The following is an 18,730-nucleotide window of genomic DNA, read 5'->3' on the forward strand; positions in this document are numbered from 1 at the left end:
TCATGGGCGTCCGCCTGCCTCGTACGGGTGGAACCTTTCCCCCTTGCCGGGCATCGGTGCTGTTCACATGGGGTGAAAGGGTCGCGTGGCTCGTTCCCCGGCCCCGGGCGGGAGGCGTTGATGGGGACGTGAGTACTTCAAGCGCCGCACCGATACTGTCCGCCGCTCTCGCCACCCCCGCTCCTCCTGTCGTGCACGACTCGGGCGCGGACACCGCGCCCGGCGTCATAGTCGTCGACTCCTGCACCACCCTCGGCACCACCCTGGTCCTCCGCCTCGCCGGAGAGATCGACCACTTCAGCGCCGCCCCGCTGCGGGCACTGCCGGCCTCGGCGGCCGACGACGGCTGCACCGGGCTCGTCCTGGACACCTCCCGGGTCAGCTTCTGCGACTCCGGCTTCCTGGCCGTCCTCGACTGGTGGCCCCAGCAGGGACGCCGTCTCAGACTCGCGAACCCCTCCCGGGCCGTTCAGCACCTTCTGAACGCCGCTGCACCAGCACGACGGCAGCGGGCCCATCGGGCCCATGCCGGCTCCCCGACGGCGGCAGGCCGGTCATGACGTTCCTGCTCCTGACCTGCGTCCCGATGCTCGCAGCGGTTCTCCTTGCACACGGGGAACCGCGCGAACCAGGGCACCGCCGTCCCGCCCCACCCCAGCGCCCCGCACCTCGCAGGACCCTGATCCACTGCCGCCTGGCGCCCCCGCTCCACTGCGTCATGCAACAGGCGGCGGAAGGGGTTCGGGGCCCGCGACAGCGCGCGGGCCCCGACGGCGGATCTCCCGGCCGGCGCTGACTGGCGTAGCGAGGGACGACGGGCGCCGACGCACCTGCCGGTGCCACGTCCGAGACGCCGGGTGCGCGGGCCTGGCGGCGGTCGTCACAACGGCCCCGGCGCATTCACTCCGTCGGGGCCGCCCTTCCGGATCGTCACACGTGAGCGTGCTCGATCCGTGTTCAATCGTACGACTTCTCGGCCGGGCGGGCCGGGCGAGAGCGGGACGTCGGGGTGGTCCGGCTCAGCCGCGCTCTTGTTCTTCGGCCTCCATGCGGAGGATTCCCTGGTGGGTGAGGGAGACCATCGCCGGTGTGTTGCCCGGTTCCCAGTCGACGCTGATCAGGCCCTCGCCGGTGAGGTAGGTGCAGGCGGCGGCCAGGTCTTCCTCCGGGATGCGCAGGTCGTTGCGCAGCTTCCGTCCCGTGATGCCGAGGAGGCGGTTGCCTTCGGTGGCTTCGTAGAGGGCGGTCAGGACCCGCTCGCGGTAGAGCTGTCGCTCGTGGAGTGTGGCCATGACCGAGTCCTTTCGTCGTGTGAAGGTCCGATTCCGCTCAGGCTTCGTCGACGTGGGTGCCGGTGAGAGGAGACGATCTGCTGGTGATGAGCCAGGAGCGGGCGGGCTCTGCGGCGGTTTCGGTGTCGACGGAGAGGTGGAGCCGGGTGCCGCCGTCGAGGACGGGGTAGCTGCGCTGTTCCGTTCCGGCGAACGAGCGGCGGATCACCTCGGCGACCGCGCGGGCGGCTTCGGGGGTGGCGGCGACGATGCGGATCTCGGCCTGTCCGGCCGAGGGCAGGGCCGCGGCGTCGGTGCGGTACAAGGGGCGTGGTCCCTTCACGGGCGAGCGAGAGGCCGACGGGTGGGTCGTCCCGGATGTCGGGTGCCCCACCCGCGGCCTTCGGCCGGAGGAGTGGTCTCTGGAGCGGTCAGGGCCAAGTGCCCGTGGCCCTGCGGCGGGCGGCTTGCTCTGTCGGCGTGTGGGGGCTGTGACCGGGCGGTCGGAAGATGGCCGGGAAGGGGTCGCTGTAGTGGCGGGCGGCGATGCGTGCGTCGTGCTGGGCGTTGAGCCGGTGGACAAGGCACGCGCCGAGCGTGATCAGCACGGCGGCTGCCGCGAGCGCGATCAGGGTCTCCATGTCGTCACCACCGCGTGTTCTTGGGCAGCGGAATCATCCGCGCGCCGACGACCGGGTGCCGGAGGGGCGGCAGGGCGCCTCCTCCGTCCGTCTCCCAGGCGTCCTCCCTGCTGCGGGCGTCGCGCATGCGGCGGCCGGTCGCGGCTTCGTCGGACATCAGGACACCGGCGGTGAGGACGCTGCCGGGGACGGCGGCGGCCGCCATGAGCCGGGTGGCCGCGGCGGGTTCGGTCTCGGGCGGTATCACCAGCAGGTCGACGCGGCCGACGGTGTAGGAGAGCAGGATCATCTTGTCGGGATCCTGTTCGGTGAACCAGCCGACGTGCACGGTGTGCCCGACGACGGCGACCTTGTGCGGGACGACGGGCCAGCGGGTGGGGTTCACCGTGACCCGTGTGATGCGTCCGAAGCGCTCTTCCAGCGCGTCGACCAGGGGCGGAAGCTCAGCGGCGAGGTCACGCGAGCGAGGCCACCAGGCGCCGTCCAGGAGACCGGCGAGCGTGGTCTTCGGCGTCAGCGAAAGGCGCGCCGAATGCGAGGGTGCGAGGGTGGTGGTCATGATCGCTGACCCGTCTCCGGGCCGCCCTGCGGGGCGGCCCCGTGTCTTGATCGCCGGAAACGACGTCCGCGTGGGAGCGGGTGTTCGAGTTACTCCCGGTACCTTCAGCCTACTCCGCGCCGGGGGCGGACGAGTGGTGTCCGTCCAGCCGATTTCCCGGGCCGGGAGCATCCGCCCGGTCGGCGTCGGTGACCTCACCTCGCGGCACGTCCCTCCCTCACCCGCGCCACTCGACCAGGAGGAGCGCCGACCGGTTCCCCGACGGAGAGCTGCGCGTCCGCGCGTCCTCCCGGAGTACGGTGAGAGTGCGGGGCCGTCGCCCCGCCCGCCGGCCCGGCGTCCGCTGCGGCACCGGCCCGGGCGGAAGCGGCACCACCCGTGGACGGGCGGACCATCATGACCGACGCAAACGTTTCCCCCCACCACGTCCCGGTGCCCCGGCGCCTCCTGCCGGACGAGGTCCACTGCTCGGTCGAACCGGGCACCGCGCTGCTCCGGATGGAGACGACCGGGTCCCGGCAGAGCCTTCTGGACGGCGCGTGGTGGCCGCGCTCGCGTGACGTCGAGCGGGAACTCCCGCCGCTGATCACCGCCCTGACCGAGCACCTCGGGCCCATCACCCGGGTCGGCCTGGACGCCTCCGCCTGGAACGCCATCCCGCCCCGCCTCGTCGTCGACGACCGGGTCGTGCACCTCGACTCGTTCCCCGTCGGCGACGACACCGTCCTGATCACCCGCGGCGACAACGACCACTTCTCCCTGATGGTCGTCCCGCCGGACACACCGCCGGAGGCCGCCCGCACGGCCATGGCCCGCGCCGTCCACGCCGACAACGCCACTCAGGCCGCCGAGATCCTCCTCGCCGGGCCGCCCCGGTCGGCGGGCCCGCCGCGGCAGCCGGCCTGATCGGAGACGGGCAAGGCGCAGACGGAGCCGGAGGCGCCGCGGTCCGTCGCGAGGGGGACAGACGCAGAGTGCCCGTGATCTCGAACAGGCGCCGGATCCGGAAGGGAAGCGGCCCGACGAGGGCAAGCCCGGCGGGTCCGCGATGCGCCTCGACCAGTGCGTGGAGGAAGGTGGAGTCCCCGAAGCCCACCCGGGAGACATCGAGCGGGATTCGCTCGGCGCCGCCCCGGCGGGCATCGCCGAGTGCCTCGCGCAGGCAAGCGACGGTGCCGGCGTCGAACTCGCCCGCCGCGCGGGGAAACCACGTCGCGGTTACAGGCCGTCTGCCCACATCCGGGCCGCCGATGCGCAGCCCTGCCGGGAGACGGCGGTTCCCGGACGGCTTTCCGGGGACGACGCGAAGGCCCTGACCGTGCCGTTCGTGGACGTCCTGCACCGGGTGTCGTTGCGGATCGTCACCATGCCCCTCCAGTGCCAGGGGATCATCACCCGCGACACCGTCGGCGTCGACGTCTCCGCGGTCGCCTACTACCGCGTCGTCGACGCCGTGAAGTCCGTCATCGCCGTCGAGGACGTCGGCGCGGCCATCAACCAGATCGCGCAGACCACCCTGCGCAAGGCCCCCGCCCGCTCCCCGGATCCGCGACGGATACGACGATCAGCAGGAGTACGAGTGTGAGGAACCCGAGCGCCGCGGAGCCCAGCGAGCGCTGCCACGGCTCGAGCTGGACGACCTGCCCCACCAACGCCCGGCCCGCACCCGGCGGATCGCGCGGCGCAACCGTCCGAACGGAGACGAACGGCCCGCTCCGCCGGACGAGTTCCCCTTGTCAGGGTGCACCGGGGCGTGCTCCCGGGCCCGCGGCCCCGGTCGGCTGTTCCGCCGGAGTCCCGTTCGCAGCGGCCTTGCGCCAGCGGGCTTCGCAGAACGAGTACAGGCCGAACAGCAGGAGACCCACAGCGGCGGCGATCAACAGGGCAGGCCCCGCGGGCGTCGCGGCGAACGAACGCAACGTCTCGTCCAGGCCCTTCGCCTGGCTGGGGTCGTACCGCACGGCGGCCAGCAGGACGGACAGGCCGGCCCCGGCCGCGACCACGCCGCACGCCGCGCCGCCGACGATGCCCAGTATCGCGACGACCCGCCGCGTCGCCGGGCGCATCTCGTCCGTCCGGAGATTCTTCTCGAACTTCCGCATCATGCTGCGCACCAGGATCACCGCGCCCACGACGATCAGGACGACCCCGAACACGCCGACGATCACCCGGCCGCCCGGCCAGTCCAGCACCCTGGCGGTGTACTCCTTCGACGTCTCGTCGCCGGGGCGGCCCCCGGCGGATCCGCCGACCAGCGCCGTCTGCACCACGCCGATGCAGATCACCGCGTAGAACACCGCCATGCCCAAGGAGCCCAGACGCCGGCTCCATTTGTCGCCGCCCTCCACCGTCTGACCGAACGCCGCCTCGGACAGACGCCACAGCGCCATCGCCGCCAGCCCCACCACCAGCGCCCACAGCAGAGCCCGGCCGAACGGCTGCTCGCCGAGGGTCCCCACCGCGCCGGACCGGTCGGCCTCCTGGCCGCTGTCGCTGCCGAGGCCGATCCGCACGGCCAGAATCCCCACCAGCACGTAGATCACTCCCCGGGCGCAGAGCCCGACCCTGGACGCGACCTCCACCGCACGACTGTCGGCCACACGCCGCCCCCGCGACTTGGGCTGAGCCGGAATGTCCTGACCGTGCTCCATATTCGGCACCTCCACGTGCCGGGCCCCACCGGACGGCGCACCGCCGGTCGGGGGGCGTGGCGGGTCAGAGCCAGGGTCCGAAGGTGTCCCCGACGTGCCCGCTGTCCACGGACCGCGACGCCACGACGGTCGATGTCGCGGCCAGGTCCGGGTCTCCGAGGCCGACCGGCATGACACCACCCCGGGTCTGTTCCCCGTCTTTCCACGGTAGGGCTGTCCCTATCGGAAGTCACGACCCACATGCGGACCGTCCTGCACAGGGATCTGGAATCGCTCCGGGGGATCGGAGCACGTCTACGGGTGTCCTCGAAGCCATCCTGCGGGGCGACGGCTACGTGGCCGGCTTCGCTCCCCTGCGGACCGTCGGGATCGACCTGGGTCGCGAAACGCGCCCCCCACCGGTTCCCTGAGTACCGATGGCCCGCGCAACACCGACGGCGCTCGGGGGCCCGCCCCATCCGCACTGCCGCGGTCCCGGTCGTCGGCAGGCAGCCGGGTACGGATTCGTACGGTGCCTGAAACGACTACGCGCGATGAGGTGGGCTTCTGGGGCTCCTGTCACGGTCAGGTTCCTAGCATGTGCGCATGGTCTCCCGTGATACCCAGCAGTCAGATTCGGGAGGGGAAGCAGTGACCCGAGAAGACGCCGAATCCCGCAGTGCCGGCCTTTCCTCGGAACCACCGCGTGACGAGGCAGCCGACGGTTCCCGCCCGGTGGCCGAGCTGGTCGATCGGGCGGCCGACCTGGTGGACCCGATCAAGCCGAGGCTGCGCGGCTGGCTCCACGCCGGCATGGTCCCCACGTCGCTGGCAATGGGCATCGTCCTCATCTGCCTGGCGGGGACGCCACAGGCCGTGCTGGCCTGCACCGTGTACTCCGTCACGGCCTGGCTGCTGTTCGGGACGAGCGCCGTCTACCACCTCGGCACCTGGGGACCGCTCGGCGAGGCCGTTCTGCGCCGCCTCGACCACGCCAACATCTTCCTGATCATCGCCGGCACGTGCACCCCGCTCGCCGTGCTCCTGCTCTCCCCGGACCAGTGGTCCGTCCTGCTGTGGATCGTGTGGGCGGGCGCGCTGGTCGGCATCGCCTTCCGTGTCCTGTGGGTCGGAGCTCCCCGCTGGCTGTACACCCCCTGCTACCTGGCCCTGGGCTGGGCGCCCGTGCGCTACCTGCCCGACTTCCTGCACAGCGGCGGCGTGGCCGTGGTCTCCCTCATCGTGACCGGCGGGCTTCTCTACAGCGCGGGCGCGGTCGTCTACGCCCTCCAGCGCCCCGACCCCTCGCCCCGCTGGTTCGGCTTCCACGAGGTCTTCCACGCGCTGACAGTGGCGGCCTTCACCGCCCACTACATCGCCATCTTTCTCGCCGCTCACTGAGCGGTCGAGGTGTGGGCCGCCGCACCCACTCGCCGGCCGTCCGGAGGGCCCCGCGAGGCTGGTCCCCACCGTCAGAACGCGGTGGGCCTGCCCCGGCGCGAGCGCAGTATCGAGCGCACCGGCAGGTACAGCACGGCGACGACGAGAAGCAGCACCCCGGTGGAGAGCAGGTAGAGCATCCCGTCCACGACAGCGCCGATGACGATCAGTGTGATGGCGCCGCTGAGCAGGATCAGGAAGAAGACCATGGCGCTGCGCCTCCCTGAGGCGGGACGGCCTGGTGAAGACTGGACCACGGGTGCTGCGTCGGCTCGGGGCCGAGCCGACTACCAGTAATGACGGCGTCCGCCGACCGCGTGACCGACCGCCCCGAGAATCCACAGGATGAGGCCGATCACGACCAGGACGATCCCGATCGTCCACAAGATGGAAATGCCGGCCACGAACCCGATGACGAGCAGGATCACTCCGAGAATGATCATGATGACCTCCGGCCTCTCGGATACCTCAACTCCAGAGTAGGCGCAACCCGCCGAGGTGGCCTGTCAGGCTGTCACACTTCTGCCGCTTCCAGCGGGCAGGAAAGATCGCCGAACGCCTCACGGCCACGGACGTCACGCCGTCACGCAGACGGAAGCCTCGGCCTGGCGGCGGTTCACCGTGGTCGTCGACGGGACACCTGCTCCGCGCCGAACACCAGCAGGCCCAGGCCACCCGACAGGCGGTGAAGGCGATCCTGCGCCAGCCCTCCCCCAAGGACGGCGCGCTCCTCGCGATCGCCCTCTACGCCCTCCTGCTCGCGGTCATCGCCGCCCAGCACCGGCACCGCGCCCGCGACCACCACCAACAGGCCGAGGCCGCACGGCAAGCAGCCGTCCATCTCCGCGCGGCCCACCACACAGCAGCCACCCGGTCCTTGACCGCGCTCCGCCACCGGGGCGAACGTCTCCCTCAGTGGCAACCGAACCGGCAGGTCACCGCAGTACGCCACGCACTGCCCGACCTGGCCGAGCAGATCCTCGCCGAACCCCGACTGGCCAACCTGCCTGTGCAATGCCTGTGGTGCGCCGCGTGCCGGTCCGAGCAGGGCGTTCCTGCGAGTTGGGGCACGCGGAGGGCACGGCGACCCCTGAGGGGCCTAGACAAAGACAAAGCCCCAGGTTGTTGACCTGGGGCTTTGCTGAAGAGCGGATGACGGGAATCGAACCCGCGCTATAAGCTTGGGAAGCTCATGTTCTACCATTAAACTACATCCGCATTGCGGCCGGATGAGCCGGACGCATCGTTGCACACTGTACCCCATGCGCCACGGGTGGCGTCAGCCGTCTCTCTTCGGTGGGTCGGAGTGCCGCGTGGAGGGTGTCCTGTTGATCCCCTAATGTGGCTGTCTCAGCCAGCATGTGGGTAGGGGAAGGGACTTGATGGGTTCCGTGGAGCGCACCGTCGTCCGCTGTGCCGAAGGGCACGTGTTCAGCACCGTATCGTTTCCGCTTCAGCAGCTCGGGGCCGGGCGGATCGGGCCCGGGCGGCTCATCCGGTGTCCGCGGTGCGCGCGGTTGAGGCATGCGGTGCCGGTGGAGGTTCAGCAGCGCTGAGCTGGGTGAACCGAGCAGGGCGCGGAGCCGGTCCCGATTGGGGAGGTCCGCGCCCTCTGCGTATCGTGGGGGCGTGCTTCTCTCAGACAAGGACATCCGGGCCGAGATCGATGCCGGGCGGGTGCGCATCGACCCGTACGACGAATCCATGGTGCAGCCGTCGAGCATCGACGTGCGGCTCGACCGCTTCTTCCGGGTGTTCGAGAACCACCGCCACCCGCACATCGACCCCGCGATCGAGCAGCACGATCTGACGCGCGAGGTCGAGCCGGAGGGCGACGAGGCGTTCATCCTGCACCCGGGCGAGTTCGTGCTCGCCTCGACCTACGAGGTCATCACCCTGCCGGACGACATCGCGTCGCGCCTGGAGGGGAAGAGCTCCCTCGGGCGGCTCGGGCTCGTCACGCACTCCACCGCAGGGTTCATCGACCCGGGATTCTCGGGGCACGTGACGCTGGAGCTGTCGAACCTCGCGACCCTCCCCATCAAGCTGTGGCCGGGGATGAAGATCGGGCAGCTGTGCATGTTCCGCCTGAGCTCGCCCGCCGAGTTCCCGTACGGCAGCGAGCGGTACGGCTCCCGGTACCAGGGGCAGCGGGGCCCGACGGCCTCGCGCTCCTTCTTGAACTTCCATCGGACCCAGGTGTGAGGCGGTAGCCGGACATGAGTGAAGTGCGCGAGAACCTGACGTACGAGGGCTTCGGGACGGCCGTCCGCGAGCTGGCCCAGACCATCGCCGACGACGGGTACGAGCCCGACATCGTCCTTTCCATCGCGCGCGGCGGCGTCTTCGTCGCCGGCGGGCTCGCCTACGCGCTGGACTGCAAGAACATCCACCTCGTGAACGTGGAGTTCTACACCGGCGTGGGCACCACCCTGGAGATGCCGGTCATGCTGGCGCCGGTCCCGGACGCGATCGACTTCTCCGACAAGAAGGTCCTGATCACCGACGACGTCGCCGACACCGGCAAGACGCTGAAGCTCGTCCACGACTTCTGCAAGGACCACGTCGCCGAGGTCCGCTCCGCCGTCATCTACGAGAAGTCCCACTCCCTCGTGAAGTGCGAGTACGTCTGGAAGAAGACGGACGAGTGGATCAACTTCCCCTGGTCGGTCTTGCCCCCCGTCGTCAAGCGCGAGGGGCAGATCCTCGACGCCTGAGCGCCCCCCCGTACGCGAGAGAGCCCCCGCCGGACGTCCCGGCGGGGGCTCTCTCGCGTCCTGCTACAGCGTGCCCAGCTTGATGAGGCTCAGGAGGGCCACCAGCTGGATCGCCGAGGCGCCGAGGGCCTTGGGCCAGGGGAGGTCGTGGGAGCGGCCCACCATGAGGGTGAAGAGGGCGCCGGCCGCGCCCCAGGTGAGCCAGCCGATGATCTGCACCAGGCCGTTGTCGCCGCCCAGGAAGAGGGCGAAGAGGAGGCGCGGGGCGTCGGTGAGCGACATGATCAGCATGGAGAGGCCGACCGTCGGCTGCCAGGCGCCGTCGCCGCCGAGCTGGCGGGCGAGGGTGTGGGTGACCGCGCCGAGGATCAGGCCGGCGACGACGAAGCCGACGCCGGTCATCAGGACGTACGGGATCGTGCTGGAGATGGTGGCGTTCAGCACCTCCTCGCGGGCCTGGTCGAAGCCGAAGACGGCCAGCAGGCCGTAGAGGAAGGTGACGATCAGCGCCGGGCCCCAGACGGCGTGGTCGCGCATCCGGAGGAAGGTGTCCGCCGGGCGCAGCACGATGCCGCTCAGGAGGGCCTTCCAGGGCAGGCGGGGGCCGACGGGGGCGGGCGGGGCCTGGTAGGCGTCGGGTCGGCCGTAGGGGTCGTCGACGCTGAACATCTGGGTGTGGCCCGGATTGTTCGCCGTCGCCGCGTGGTGCTGCGCGTGCGGGTCGCCGAAGTACTCCGGCTCCCCGTACGGCTGCTGCGGTGGCTGTTGCCGCCACTGCTGCTGCGGGTGCCCCTGTGGGGCCCCGTCGTACCCGTACGGCGCCTGCTGCGGTCGATGCTGCTGCGGGGGGCGGTTGTCCCGGCCGCGTCCGTTCCTGAATCCAGCCACGTCCATGAACGTACCCGGTATCGTGCCGGGCTCGCTCCTTCCGTGCCGAGCTGTGACATCCCCTAGGGGAGGTGTCGGGGTCGGAGGGGCGTCGACCCGTCGACGAGAAGGGCCGCCCCGTCCTCGGACGGGGCGGCCCTTCTGTCGTGTACGAGCGGTTAGGCGACCGGCTCCGGCTCCTCCGCCGGGGCCTCCGGCTCGGGGTCGATCGGCGTCTTCACCGAGTCGAGCAGCAGCTGGGCCACGTCGACGACCTGGAGGCTCTCCTTGGCCTTGCCGTCGTTCTTCTTGCCGTTCACGGAGTCCGTGAGCATGACGAGGCAGAACGGGCAGGCGGTGGAGACGATGTCCGGGTTGAGCGACAGGGCCTCGTCGACGCGCTCGGTGTTGATGCGCTTGCCGATCCGCTCCTCCATCCACATCCGCGCGCCGCCGGCGCCGCAGCAGAAGCCGCGCTCCTTGTGGCGGTGCATCTCCTGCTGGCGCAGGCCGGGGACGGCCGACATGATCTCGCGCGGCGGCGTGTAGACCTTGTTGTGGCGGCCCAGGTAGCACGGGTCGTGGTAGGTGATGAGGCCGTCGACCGGGGTCACCGGGATCAGCCTGCCCTCGTCGATGAGGTGCTGGAGCAGCTGGGTGTGGTGGATGACCTCGTACTCGCCGCCGAGCTGCGGGTACTCGTTGGCGATGGTGTTGAAGCAGTGCGGGCAGGTGGAGACGATCTTCTTGGCCGACTTCGGCTTCTTCGTCGACTCGTCCTCGTCGTCCTCGCCGAACGCCATGTTCAGCATGGCGACGTTCTCCTGGCCGAGCTGCTGGAAGAGCGGCTCGTTGCCCAGGCGGCGCGGGGAGTCACCCGTGCACTTCTCCTCGCCGCCCATGATCGCGAACTTGACGCCCGCGATGTGCAGCAGTTCCGCGAAGGCCTTGGTGGTCTTCTTGGCGCGGTCCTCCAGGGCGCCGGCGCAGCCGACCCAGTAGAGGTAGTCGACCTCGGACAGGTCCTCGACGTCCTTGCCGACGATCGGGACCTCGAAGTCGACCTCCTTGGTCCACTCGACGCGCTGCTTCTTGGCCAGGCCCCAGGGGTTGCCCTTCTTCTCCAGGTTCTTCAGCATCGTGCCGGCCTCCGACGGGAAGGCGGATTCGATCATGACCTGGTAGCGGCGCATGTCGACGATGTGGTCGATGTGCTCGATGTCGACCGGGCACTGCTCGACGCACGCGCCGCAGGTGGTGCAGGACCAGAGGACGTCCGGGTCGATGACGCCGTTCTCCTCGACGGTGCCGATGAGGGGGCGCTCGGCCTCGGCGAGGGCCGCGGCGGGGACGTCCTTGAGCTGCTCCTCGGAGGCCTTCTCGTTGCCCTCCATGTCCTTGCCGCCGCCCGCGAGCAGGTACGGCGCCTTGGCGTGGGCGTGGTCCCGCAGCGACATGATGAGGAGCTTGGGGGAGAGCGGCTTGCCGGTGTTCCAGGCGGGGCACTGCGACTGGCAGCGGCCGCACTCGGTGCAGGTGGAGAAGTCGAGGAGGCCCTTCCAGGAGAACTGCTCGACCTGGGAGACGCCGTAGACGTCGTCCTCGCCCGGGTCCTCGAAGTCGATCGGCTTGCCGCCGGTCGTCATCGGCTGGAGCGCGCCGAGGGCGGTCTCGCCGGTGGCGTTGCGCTTGAACCAGATGTTCGGGAAGCCGAGGAAGCGGTGCCAGGCGACGCCCATGTTGGTGTTCAGCGAGACCGTGATCATCCAGATCATGGTGGTGCTGAGCTTGATCATGGCGAAGAGGTAGACGAGCGTCTGCAGCGTCGCCACCGACATGCCCTTGAAGAGCAGGACCAGCGGGTACGAGGCGAAGTACGCGGCCTCGTAGTGCTCGACGTGGTGGAGCGCGCCCTCGAGGCCGCGGAGCACGTAGATCGCCAGGCCGATGGTGAGGATGACCCATTCGACGAAGTACGCCTGGCCCGCCTTGGAGCCGGCGAAGCGGGACTTGCGGCCCGCGCGGCTCGGGAGGCTCAGCAGGCGGATGACCATCAGGGTGGCGATGCCGAGAACGGTCATCGAGCCGATGAACTCGATGTACATCTCGTACGGCAGGAAGCCGCCGATGATCGGCAGGGTCCAGTCGGCCTGGAAGAGCTGACCGTATGCCGTGACGATGGTCGGCGGCAGGGTCAGGAAGCCGACCGCGACGAACCAGTGGGCGAAGCCGACGATGCCCCAGCGGTTCATCCGGGTGTGGCCCAGGAACTCCCGGACCAGGGTGACGCTGCGCTGGTAGGGGTTGTCCGTGCGGGTGCCGGCCGGGACCGGCTGGCCGAGCTTGAAGTAACGGACGAACTGGCCGATGGCGCGAGCGAGCAGGGCAACGCCGACCACGGTCAGCGTCAGCGACACGATGATCGCGGCGAGTTGCATGACGGGCTCCTCGGGCGGGCCTGGGGCGCGGCGGGGGCGGCCTGTGCTCGCCTCGCCCTCACTCTCGCCCTGAGCCTACTAAGCGGTAACTTAATTAGTCCGTGCTGAGATTACCGGTTCCCGGCGCCACGCTGTAGCGGCCCTCGCGGTGATCTGTGTCGCTCAGGCAAGCCTTGCCGGGCGGGCGGAGGCGCGACGGAGACGACGACGGCGGACTGCTGGAAGCGTACGCGCCAGGACCGCCAGATCCATGCCGAGCCAGTGGTGGTCCACATAGTGGAGGTCGAGCAGCTCGCGCTCCTCCCAGGGCAGGTCGGAGCGGTCGGTGATCTGCCACGGGCCGGTCAGCCCCGGGCGGACGGAGAGCCGGCGCCGCGCCTCGCCCGTGCACTCGGGGTGGCCGGGGGAGAGCGGGCAGGGTCCGACGAGCGACATCTGGCCCCGTACGACGTGCAGCAGCAGCGGCAGGGCGGCCAGCGGGCTCCGGGTGCGCAGGGTCAGCATGGTGAAGGGCCGGCCGCGCAGCCCCGCCATGGTGCGGCGGCGCAGCACGGGCCCTTCCTGGGCGAGGGAGAGCGAGAGCGCGGCCGCGCCGAGCACGGGTGAGAGCAGGACGAGCAGGGCCGTACCGCCGAACAGGTCGAAGGCGCGCTTGAGGTCGAAGGTGCGGTGCCTGTGCCGCGTGCGGTTCGCCGTCATGCCCCGGACCCCTCCGGCTGAGATGATGGGATGTTCGTGGAATATGCCCGCTTTGCCCCGCGCGGGGCATCGGGACTCTCCCACTTCTCGCGGCGCGCGTCAGGGAGCGACGCGCTTCTCGCGTCTCTTTGAGTGGTCGGGCCGACGAAGAGTTGAGTCGACTCGACTCAGCTCTGTTGACGTCGTCCATCCCGTCATGCATCCTTGAGTCAGTTCCACTCAAGTCAGTCAGCTGGAGGAATCGAAATGGCACGTGCGGTCGGCATCGACCTGGGCACGACTAACTCCGTCGTCAGCGTTCTGGAAGGCGGCGAGCCCACCGTCATCACGAACGCGGAGGGCGCCAGGACCACGCCGTCCGTCGTCGCCTTCGCGAAGAACGGCGAGGTGCTCGTCGGCGAGGTGGCCAAGCGCCAGGCCGTCACCAACGTCGACCGGACCATCCGGTCCGTGAAGCGCCACATGGGCACCGACTGGAAGATCGAGCTCGACGGGAAGAACTTCAACCCGCAGCAGATCTCCGCCTTCATCCTCCAGAAGCTGAAGCGCGACGCCGAGGCCTACCTGGGCGAGAAGGTCACCGACGCGGTCATCACCGTTCCGGCGTACTTCAACGACTCCGAGCGCCAGGCCACCAAGGAGGCCGGTGAGATCGCGGGCCTCAACGTCCTGCGCATCGTCAACGAGCCGACCGCGGCCGCCCTGGCCTACGGCCTCGACAAGGACGACCAGACGATCCTCGTCTTCGACCTCGGTGGCGGCACCTTCGACGTGTCCCTCCTGGAGATCGGCGACGGCGTCGTCGAGGTGAAGGCCACCAACGGCGACAACCACCTCGGTGGCGACGACTGGGACCAGCGCGTCGTCGACTACCTGGTGACCCAGTTCAAGAACGGTCACGGCGTCGACCTCTCCGCCGACAAGATGGCGCTCCAGCGTCTGCGCGAGGCGGCCGAGAAGGCGAAGATCGAGCTCTCCTCCTCGACCGAGACCTCCATCAACCTCCCGTACATCACGGCCTCCGCCGAGGGCCCGCTGCACCTGGACGAGAAGCTCACCCGCGCCCAGTTCCAGCAGCTCACCTCGGACCTCCTGGAGCGCTGCAAGGTCCCGTTCCACAACGTCATCAAGGACGCGGGCATCGCCCTCTCCGAGATCGACCACGTGGTCCTGGTCGGCGGCTCGACCCGCATGCCGGCCGTCGCCGAGCTCGTCAAGGAGCTGACCGGTGGCAACGAGGCCAACAAGGGCGTGAACCCGGACGAGGTCGTCGCCATCGGCGCCGTCCTCCAGGCCGGTGTCCTCAAGGGCGAGGTCAAGGACGTCCTGCTCCTCGACGTCACCCCGCTGTCCCTCGGCATCGAGACCAAGGGCGGCATCATGACCAAGCTCATCGAGCGCAACACCACGATCCCGACCAAGCGGTCCGAGATCTTCACGACGGCCGAGGACAACCAGCCGTCCGTGCAGATCCAGGTCTACCAGGGCGAGCGCGAGATCGCGGCGTACAACAAGAAGCTCGGCATGTTCGAGCTGACCGGCCTCCCGCCGGCCCCGCGCGGCGTCCCGCAGATCGAGGTCGCCTTCGACATCGACGCCAACGGCATCATGCACGTGACCGCGAAGGACCTGGGCACGGGCAAGGAGCAGAAGATGACCGTCACCGGCGGCTCCTCGCTGCCGAAGGACGAGGTCGACCGGATGCGCCAGGAGGCCGAGCAGTACGCGGACGAGGACCACCGTCGCCGCGAGGCCGCCGAGTCCCGCAACCAGGGCGAGGCGCTCGTCTACCAGACCGAGAAGTTCCTCAAGGACAACGAGGACAAGGTCCCGGGCGACGTGAAGTCCGAGGTCGAGGCCGCTCTCGCCGAGCTGAAGGAGAAGCTCAAGGGCGAGGACACCGCCGAGATCCGCACCGCCACCGAGAAGGTCGCGGCCGTCTCCCAGAAGCTCGGCCAGGCCCTCTACGCCGACGCCCAGGCCGCCCAGGCCGCGGGTGGCGCCGACGCCGGCCAGGCGAAGGCCGACGACGACGTGGTGGACGCCGAGATCGTCGACGACGAGCCCAAGAAGGACGGCCAGGCGTGAGCGAGGAGACTCCGGGCTTCGAGGAGAAGCCCGACGTCCCCTCCGGCGACGCCGGCGACGCCGCCGAGTCCACCGAGTCCACCGAGGACACGGCGGCCCCGGCCGGGGACGTGACGGACACGGCTCTCCTGGCGCAGCTGGACCAGGCCCGCACGGCGCTCTCCGAGCGGACCGCGGACCTCCAGCGGCTCCAGGCGGAGTACCAGAACTACCGGCGCCGGGTCGAGCGGGACCGGGTCACGGTCAAGGAGATCGCGGTCGCGAGCCTCCTGTCCGACCTGCTCCCGGTCCTCGACGACATCGGCCGGGCCCGGGAGCACGGCGAGCTCGTGGGCGGCTTCAAGTCGGTCGCCGAATCGCTGGAGACCGTGGTCGCCAAGATGGGGCTCCAGCAGTTCGGCAAGGAGGGCGAGCCCTTCGACCCGACGATCCACGAGGCCCTGATGCACTCGTACGCGCCGGACGTCACCGAGACGACCTGCGTCGCGATCCTGCAGCCGGGGTACCGGATCGGCGAGCGGACCGTCCGGCCCGCCCGGGTGGCCGTCGCCGAGCCCCAGCCGGGCGCGCAGCCCGGCGGTGCGGCGAAGGCCGAGGAGTCGGACGACTCCGAGAAGGACAGCGAGTAAGCAGCCACACCCGCGCGCGGGAGGAGGGACGTCGATGAGCACGAAGGACTTCGTCGAGAAGGACTACTACAAGGTCCTCGGCGTCCCCAAGGACGCCACCGAGGCCGAGATCAAGAAGGCGTACCGGAAGCTCGCCCGCGAGAACCATCCGGACGCCAACAAGGGCGACACCAAGGCCGAGGAGCGCTTCAAGGAGATCTCCGAGGCGAACGACGTCCTCGGCGACCCCAAGAAGCGCAAGGAGTACGACGAGGCGCGCGCCCTCTTCGGGAACGGCGGCTTCCGGGCCGGCGGGCCCGGGGCCGGCGGCTCGTTCAACTTCGACCTGGGCGACCTCTTCGGAGGCGCCCAGGGCGGGGCCGGCGGCTTCGGCGGCGGTGGCATCGGGGACGTCTTCGGAGGACTGTTCAACCGCGGCGGCGGCGCGGGTGCCCGCACCCAGCCCCGGCGCGGCCAGGACATCGAGTCCGAGGTGACGCTCAGCTTCACCGAGGCGATCGAGGGCGCGACCGTGCCCCTGCGGATGTCCAGCCAGCAGCCCTGCACGGCCTGTTCGGGCACCGGCGACAAGAACGGCACGCCGCGGGTGTGTCCGACCTGCGTCGGCACCGGCCAGGTCTCGCGCGGCAGCGGCGGCGGCTTCTCGCTGACCGACCCGTGCGTCGACTGCAAGGGCCGCGGCCTGATCGCCGAGAACCCCTGCGAGGTCTGCAAGGGCTCCGGGCGGGCCAAGTCCTCGCGGACCATGCAGGTCCGGATCCCGGCGGGCGTCTCCGACGGGCAGAAGATCCGGCTGCGCGGCAAGGGCGCCCCGGGCGAGCGCGGCGGACCCCACGGCGACCTGTTCGTCGTGGTGCACGTCGACGCCCACCCGGTCTTCGGGCGCAAGGACGACAACCTCACCGTGACGGTGCCGGTCTCCTTCGTGGAGGCGGCGCTCGGCGGCGAGGTCAAGGTCCCGACGCTCGGCGGCCCCGCGGTCACGCTCAAGCTGCCCGCGGGCACCCCGAACGGCCGGACCATGCGCGCCCGCGGCAAGGGCGCGGTCCGCAAGGACGGCACGCGCGGCGACCTGCTGGTGACGGTGGAGGTCGCGGTGCCCAAGGAACTGGACGACAAGGCCCGCGAGGCCCTGGAGACCTACCGCGAGGCGACCGCCTCGACGGACCCCAGGGCGGAGCTGTTCGAGGCGGCGAAGGGAGCCTGACGCGGTGGACGGACGCAGACGCAACCCGTACGAACTGACCGACGAGACCCCGGTGTACGTCATCTCGGTGGCGGCCCAGCTGTCGGGGCTGCATCCGCAGACCCTGCGCCAGTACGACCGCCTGGGCCTGGTCTCCCCGGACCGCACGGCCGGCCGGGGTCGGCGCTACTCGGCCCGCGACATCGAACTGCTCCGCCAGGTCCAGCAGTTGTCGCAGGACGAGGGCATCAACCTCGCCGGGATCAAGCGCATCATCGAGCTGGAGAACCAGGTCGCCGCGCTCCAGTCCCGGGTCGCCGAGCTCTCGGCGGCCGTCGACGGCGCGGCCGCCGCGATGCGCCAGCGCGAGGCCCAGGTGCACGCCTCGTACCGGCGCGACCTGGTGCCGTACACCGACGTGCAGCAGACCAGCGCCCTGGTCGTCTGGCGGCCGGCGCCGAAGCGCGGCGACTGACCCCGGCCGACGCCGGTCGGCGGCCGCCGACCGCGCCGCCGTGGACCGTTGAAGGCCCTTCCCGCTGGGAGGGGCCTTTCGCGCGTCCGGCGGTCAGATCTCGCGTTCGAGCAGGCCGGAGCGGGCGATGAGGTAGCCGAGCTGGGCGCGGCTCCCGCTGCCGAGGGTGGCCGCGAGCTTCGCTATGTGGGCCCGACAGGTGCGGACGTTCATGCCGAGCCGGCGGGCGATGGCCTCGTCGACATGGCCCTCGACGAGGAGCCGGGCGATGGAGCGCTGGACGCCGGTGATCCCGCTGAGCTGCGGCTGGTAGGTGACCGGGGCGTCCAGGGGCGTCGCCTGGAGCCAGAACTGGTCGAAGACGCCGCCGAGGTACTCCACGAGCCCCTGGTGGCGCAGTTCGAGGGCGATGGTGCGGTCGCGGCTGGCCGGGACGAAGGCGACCTTGCGGTCGACGATGATGAGCCGGTCGATGATCTCCTCCAGCGTCCGGACCTCGACCTCGGAGCCGATGCGTTCCAGGTACGCCAGGGTGATGGGCTGGTGGCGCGCGGTGTGCTGGTACAGCGTGCGCATCCGGATGCCCCGGCCGAGCAGCGGCCGCACCCGGCGGAGTGCTTCTCCGAAGGTCTGCGCGCTGCGGCCCTTCCCCGGCTGTACCGTGAGCAGCTCCGAGGTGCATGCGGCGACGGCGCGGTCCAGGCTGTCGTTGATCCGCTCCAGTCCTTCGAGGACGGTGATGGCGTGGGTCATCGAGGGGTCGCGGGCGCCGAGGGCCATGAAGGGTTCGAAGGCGTCGGCGAGGGTGACGGTCATGCGCCGGCGCTCCTGGATCTCCTTCTCCAGCGGGTCGAGGAGGCGGGCGAGGGCGGCCGTCGGAGCCACGGGGCGGAGCCATTCGGCGTCGTCGGGGTCGGGGCGCAGCAGGTCCAGGTCCATCAGGCAGGGTGCGGGCGAGATCTCGGACCGGGCGATCCGGCCTTCTCTGAGGGCCTCCGAGTAGAGCCGAGTGCCCGGTTCGCACAGGTCTGCGTGCGTGTGAGAATGCACCTTTTGGTCAGGTTCTATCCGCATACGTACACCCCCAGGC

At 70.4% G+C, this 18,730-nt stretch carries 22 protein-coding genes, 1 tRNA gene and 1 pseudogene; 10 read left to right on the forward strand and 14 right to left on the reverse strand.

Annotated features, from left to right (window positions below):
- The first annotated feature begins 128 nt into the window (after window positions 1–128).
- A complete protein-coding gene (locus ACFZCF_RS12920) occupies window positions 129–560 on the forward strand; it encodes an STAS domain-containing protein (protein ID WP_391286553.1) in 432 nt (143 codons plus the stop codon).
- Between the two features lie 459 nt (window positions 561–1,019).
- Here the strand turns inward: ACFZCF_RS12920 and ACFZCF_RS12925 are convergent, their stop codons facing one another.
- The 4 genes from ACFZCF_RS12925 to ACFZCF_RS12940 form a co-directional block, all read right to left on the reverse strand.
- On the reverse strand, window positions 1,020–1,292 hold the full coding sequence (locus tag ACFZCF_RS12925; protein ID WP_046910313.1) for a hypothetical protein: 273 nt from the start codon (window positions 1,290–1,292) through the stop codon (window positions 1,020–1,022).
- 37 nt (window positions 1,293–1,329) lie between these two features.
- The gene (locus tag ACFZCF_RS12930) at window positions 1,330–1,596 is read right to left on the reverse strand and encodes a hypothetical protein (RefSeq protein WP_388442906.1); all 267 of its coding nucleotides are present in this window, start codon (window positions 1,594–1,596) and stop codon (window positions 1,330–1,332) included.
- A 106-nt stretch (window positions 1,597–1,702) separates the two neighbouring features.
- On the reverse strand, window positions 1,703–1,912 hold the full coding sequence (locus ACFZCF_RS12935) for a hypothetical protein (protein WP_388442909.1): 210 nt from the start codon (window positions 1,910–1,912) through the stop codon (window positions 1,703–1,705).
- A gap of 4 nt (window positions 1,913–1,916) precedes the next feature.
- Complete coding sequence (locus tag ACFZCF_RS12940) at window positions 1,917–2,471, reverse strand: DUF5994 family protein (RefSeq protein ID WP_391286554.1); 555 nt, start codon at window positions 2,469–2,471, stop codon at window positions 1,917–1,919.
- Between the two features lie 396 nt (window positions 2,472–2,867).
- Here ACFZCF_RS12940 and ACFZCF_RS12945 point away from each other — a divergent pair, with 396 nt between their 5' ends.
- Window positions 2,868–3,377: a DUF5994 family protein gene (locus tag ACFZCF_RS12945; RefSeq protein WP_391286555.1), complete on the forward strand. Its 510-nt coding sequence runs from the start codon at window positions 2,868–2,870 to the stop codon at window positions 3,375–3,377.
- Window positions 3,378–3,459: 82 nt separating this feature from the next.
- Here ACFZCF_RS12945 and ACFZCF_RS12950 read toward each other — a convergent pair.
- Window positions 3,460–3,813 (reverse strand): annotated as a pseudogene (locus tag ACFZCF_RS12950) (STAS domain-containing protein); the annotation flags it as partial.
- On the opposite strand from ACFZCF_RS12950, the gene ACFZCF_RS12955 reads away from it, so the two are divergent.
- Window positions 3,799–4,056 carry an SPFH domain-containing protein gene (locus tag ACFZCF_RS12955; protein ID WP_391286556.1) on the forward strand — a complete coding sequence of 86 codons (258 nt, stop codon included), beginning with the start codon at window positions 3,799–3,801 and terminating at the stop codon, window positions 4,054–4,056. The pseudogene ACFZCF_RS12950 and the gene ACFZCF_RS12955 overlap by 15 nt on opposite strands.
- 151 nt (window positions 4,057–4,207) lie before the next feature.
- Here ACFZCF_RS12955 and ACFZCF_RS12960 read toward each other — a convergent pair whose 3' ends face one another.
- A complete protein-coding gene (locus tag ACFZCF_RS12960) occupies window positions 4,208–5,122 on the reverse strand; it encodes a DUF1206 domain-containing protein (RefSeq protein WP_391286557.1) in 915 nt (304 codons plus the stop codon).
- 585 nt (window positions 5,123–5,707) lie between these two features.
- Here ACFZCF_RS12960 and ACFZCF_RS12965 point away from each other — a divergent pair.
- Window positions 5,708–6,502 (forward strand): hemolysin III family protein, encoded by a 795-nt coding sequence (locus tag ACFZCF_RS12965; protein ID WP_391286558.1) that lies wholly within the window; start codon window positions 5,708–5,710, stop codon window positions 6,500–6,502.
- A gap of 71 nt (window positions 6,503–6,573) precedes the next feature.
- Here the strand turns inward: ACFZCF_RS12965 and ACFZCF_RS12970 are convergent, their stop codons facing one another.
- The 4 genes from ACFZCF_RS12970 to ACFZCF_RS12985 all read right to left on the reverse strand — a co-directional run bounded on the left by ACFZCF_RS12970 (window position 6,574) and on the right by ACFZCF_RS12985 (window position 7,759).
- Complete coding sequence (locus ACFZCF_RS12970; protein WP_388442933.1) at window positions 6,574–6,750, reverse strand: hypothetical protein; 177 nt, start codon at window positions 6,748–6,750, stop codon at window positions 6,574–6,576.
- Window positions 6,751–6,828: 78 nt separating this feature from the next.
- Window positions 6,829–6,984 (reverse strand): DUF6131 family protein, encoded by a 156-nt coding sequence (locus tag ACFZCF_RS12975; RefSeq protein ID WP_150162223.1) that lies wholly within the window; start codon window positions 6,982–6,984, stop codon window positions 6,829–6,831.
- A 173-nt stretch (window positions 6,985–7,157) separates the two neighbouring features.
- Window positions 7,158–7,400 (reverse strand): hypothetical protein, encoded by a 243-nt coding sequence (locus ACFZCF_RS12980; RefSeq protein ID WP_388442936.1) that lies wholly within the window; start codon window positions 7,398–7,400, stop codon window positions 7,158–7,160.
- Window positions 7,401–7,688: 288 nt separating this feature from the next.
- Window positions 7,689–7,759 (reverse strand) — tRNA-Gly (locus ACFZCF_RS12985).
- A gap of 411 nt (window positions 7,760–8,170) precedes the next feature.
- Here ACFZCF_RS12985 and dcd point away from each other — a divergent pair.
- A complete protein-coding gene (dcd, locus tag ACFZCF_RS12990) occupies window positions 8,171–8,746 on the forward strand; it encodes a dCTP deaminase (protein WP_388442938.1) in 576 nt (191 codons plus the stop codon).
- A gap of 14 nt (window positions 8,747–8,760) precedes the next feature.
- Complete coding sequence (locus ACFZCF_RS12995) at window positions 8,761–9,258, forward strand: phosphoribosyltransferase family protein (protein WP_391286559.1); 498 nt, start codon at window positions 8,761–8,763, stop codon at window positions 9,256–9,258.
- 63 nt (window positions 9,259–9,321) lie between these two features.
- On the opposite strand, the gene ACFZCF_RS13000 is transcribed toward ACFZCF_RS12995, so the two are convergent.
- The 3 genes from ACFZCF_RS13000 to ACFZCF_RS13010 all read right to left on the reverse strand — a co-directional run bounded on the left by ACFZCF_RS13000 (window position 9,322) and on the right by ACFZCF_RS13010 (window position 13,262).
- Window positions 9,322–10,146: a YIP1 family protein gene (locus tag ACFZCF_RS13000; protein WP_391286560.1), complete on the reverse strand. Its 825-nt coding sequence runs from the start codon at window positions 10,144–10,146 to the stop codon at window positions 9,322–9,324.
- A 158-nt stretch (window positions 10,147–10,304) separates the two neighbouring features.
- A complete protein-coding gene (locus tag ACFZCF_RS13005; RefSeq protein WP_391286561.1) occupies window positions 10,305–12,563 on the reverse strand; it encodes a heterodisulfide reductase-related iron-sulfur binding cluster in 2,259 nt (752 codons plus the stop codon).
- Window positions 12,564–12,725: 162 nt separating this feature from the next.
- Window positions 12,726–13,262, reverse strand: coding sequence for a sugar transferase (locus ACFZCF_RS13010; protein ID WP_391286562.1), 537 nt, complete (start codon window positions 13,260–13,262; stop codon window positions 12,726–12,728).
- A gap of 246 nt (window positions 13,263–13,508) precedes the next feature.
- Here ACFZCF_RS13010 and dnaK point away from each other — a divergent pair, with 246 nt between their 5' ends.
- From dnaK to ACFZCF_RS13030, 4 genes are read left to right on the forward strand one after another with little or no spacing between them, the layout of a single operon-like run.
- Window positions 13,509–15,350, forward strand: a complete 1,842-nt coding sequence (dnaK, locus tag ACFZCF_RS13015) for a molecular chaperone DnaK (RefSeq protein WP_388442952.1) — start codon at window positions 13,509–13,511, stop codon at window positions 15,348–15,350.
- Window positions 15,347–15,979 carry a nucleotide exchange factor GrpE gene (gene grpE / locus ACFZCF_RS13020; protein WP_391286563.1) on the forward strand — a complete coding sequence of 211 codons (633 nt, stop codon included), beginning with the start codon at window positions 15,347–15,349 and terminating at the stop codon, window positions 15,977–15,979. The genes dnaK and grpE overlap by 4 nt, the downstream gene beginning before the upstream one ends.
- A gap of 34 nt (window positions 15,980–16,013) precedes the next feature.
- A complete protein-coding gene (gene dnaJ / locus ACFZCF_RS13025) occupies window positions 16,014–17,186 on the forward strand; it encodes a molecular chaperone DnaJ (protein ID WP_388442958.1) in 1,173 nt (390 codons plus the stop codon).
- Window positions 17,187–17,190: 4 nt separating this feature from the next.
- Window positions 17,191–17,640, forward strand: a complete 450-nt coding sequence (locus ACFZCF_RS13030) for a heat shock protein transcriptional repressor HspR (RefSeq protein ID WP_388442961.1) — start codon at window positions 17,191–17,193, stop codon at window positions 17,638–17,640.
- Between the two features lie 93 nt (window positions 17,641–17,733).
- On the opposite strand, the gene ACFZCF_RS13035 is transcribed toward ACFZCF_RS13030, so the two are convergent.
- The gene (locus ACFZCF_RS13035) at window positions 17,734–18,714 is read right to left on the reverse strand and encodes a helix-turn-helix transcriptional regulator (protein WP_388442963.1); all 981 of its coding nucleotides are present in this window, start codon (window positions 18,712–18,714) and stop codon (window positions 17,734–17,736) included.
- Between the last annotated feature and the right edge of the window lie 16 nt (window positions 18,715–18,730).

Origin of the sequence: Streptomyces sp. NPDC007945, assembly GCF_042958885.1 — a bacterium.
In the GTDB taxonomy this organism is placed as follows: Bacteria; Actinomycetota; Actinomycetes; order Streptomycetales; family Streptomycetaceae; genus Streptomyces.

Excerpts from the sequence above, each read along its gene's own strand:
- ACFZCF_RS12925 (WP_046910313.1), bottom strand. The coding sequence starts at position 1,292 with ATGGCCACACTCCACGAGCGACAGCTCTACCGCGAGCGGGTCCTGACC.
- ACFZCF_RS12935 (WP_388442909.1), bottom strand. The coding sequence starts at position 1,912 with ATGGAGACCCTGATCGCGCTCGCGGCAGCCGCCGTGCTGATCACGCTC.
- ACFZCF_RS12940 (WP_391286554.1), bottom strand. The coding sequence starts at position 2,471 with ATGACCACCACCCTCGCACCCTCGCATTCGGCGCGCCTTTCGCTGACG.
- ACFZCF_RS12945 (WP_391286555.1), top strand. The coding sequence starts at position 2,868 with ATGACCGACGCAAACGTTTCCCCCCACCACGTCCCGGTGCCCCGGCGC.
- ACFZCF_RS12960 (WP_391286557.1), bottom strand. The coding sequence starts at position 5,122 with ATGGAGCACGGTCAGGACATTCCGGCTCAGCCCAAGTCGCGGGGGCGG.
- ACFZCF_RS12965 (WP_391286558.1), top strand. The coding sequence starts at position 5,708 with ATGGTCTCCCGTGATACCCAGCAGTCAGATTCGGGAGGGGAAGCAGTG.
- ACFZCF_RS12970 (WP_388442933.1), bottom strand. The coding sequence starts at position 6,750 with ATGGTCTTCTTCCTGATCCTGCTCAGCGGCGCCATCACACTGATCGTC.
- ACFZCF_RS12975 (WP_150162223.1), bottom strand. The coding sequence starts at position 6,984 with ATGATCATTCTCGGAGTGATCCTGCTCGTCATCGGGTTCGTGGCCGGC.
- ACFZCF_RS12995 (WP_391286559.1), top strand. The coding sequence starts at position 8,761 with ATGAGTGAAGTGCGCGAGAACCTGACGTACGAGGGCTTCGGGACGGCC.
- ACFZCF_RS13005 (WP_391286561.1), bottom strand. The coding sequence starts at position 12,563 with ATGCAACTCGCCGCGATCATCGTGTCGCTGACGCTGACCGTGGTCGGC.
- ACFZCF_RS13010 (WP_391286562.1), bottom strand. The coding sequence starts at position 13,262 with ATGACGGCGAACCGCACGCGGCACAGGCACCGCACCTTCGACCTCAAG.
- dnaK (WP_388442952.1), top strand. The coding sequence starts at position 13,509 with ATGGCACGTGCGGTCGGCATCGACCTGGGCACGACTAACTCCGTCGTC.
- dnaJ (WP_388442958.1), top strand. The coding sequence starts at position 16,014 with ATGAGCACGAAGGACTTCGTCGAGAAGGACTACTACAAGGTCCTCGGC.
- ACFZCF_RS13035 (WP_388442963.1), bottom strand. The coding sequence starts at position 18,714 with ATGCGGATAGAACCTGACCAAAAGGTGCATTCTCACACGCACGCAGAC.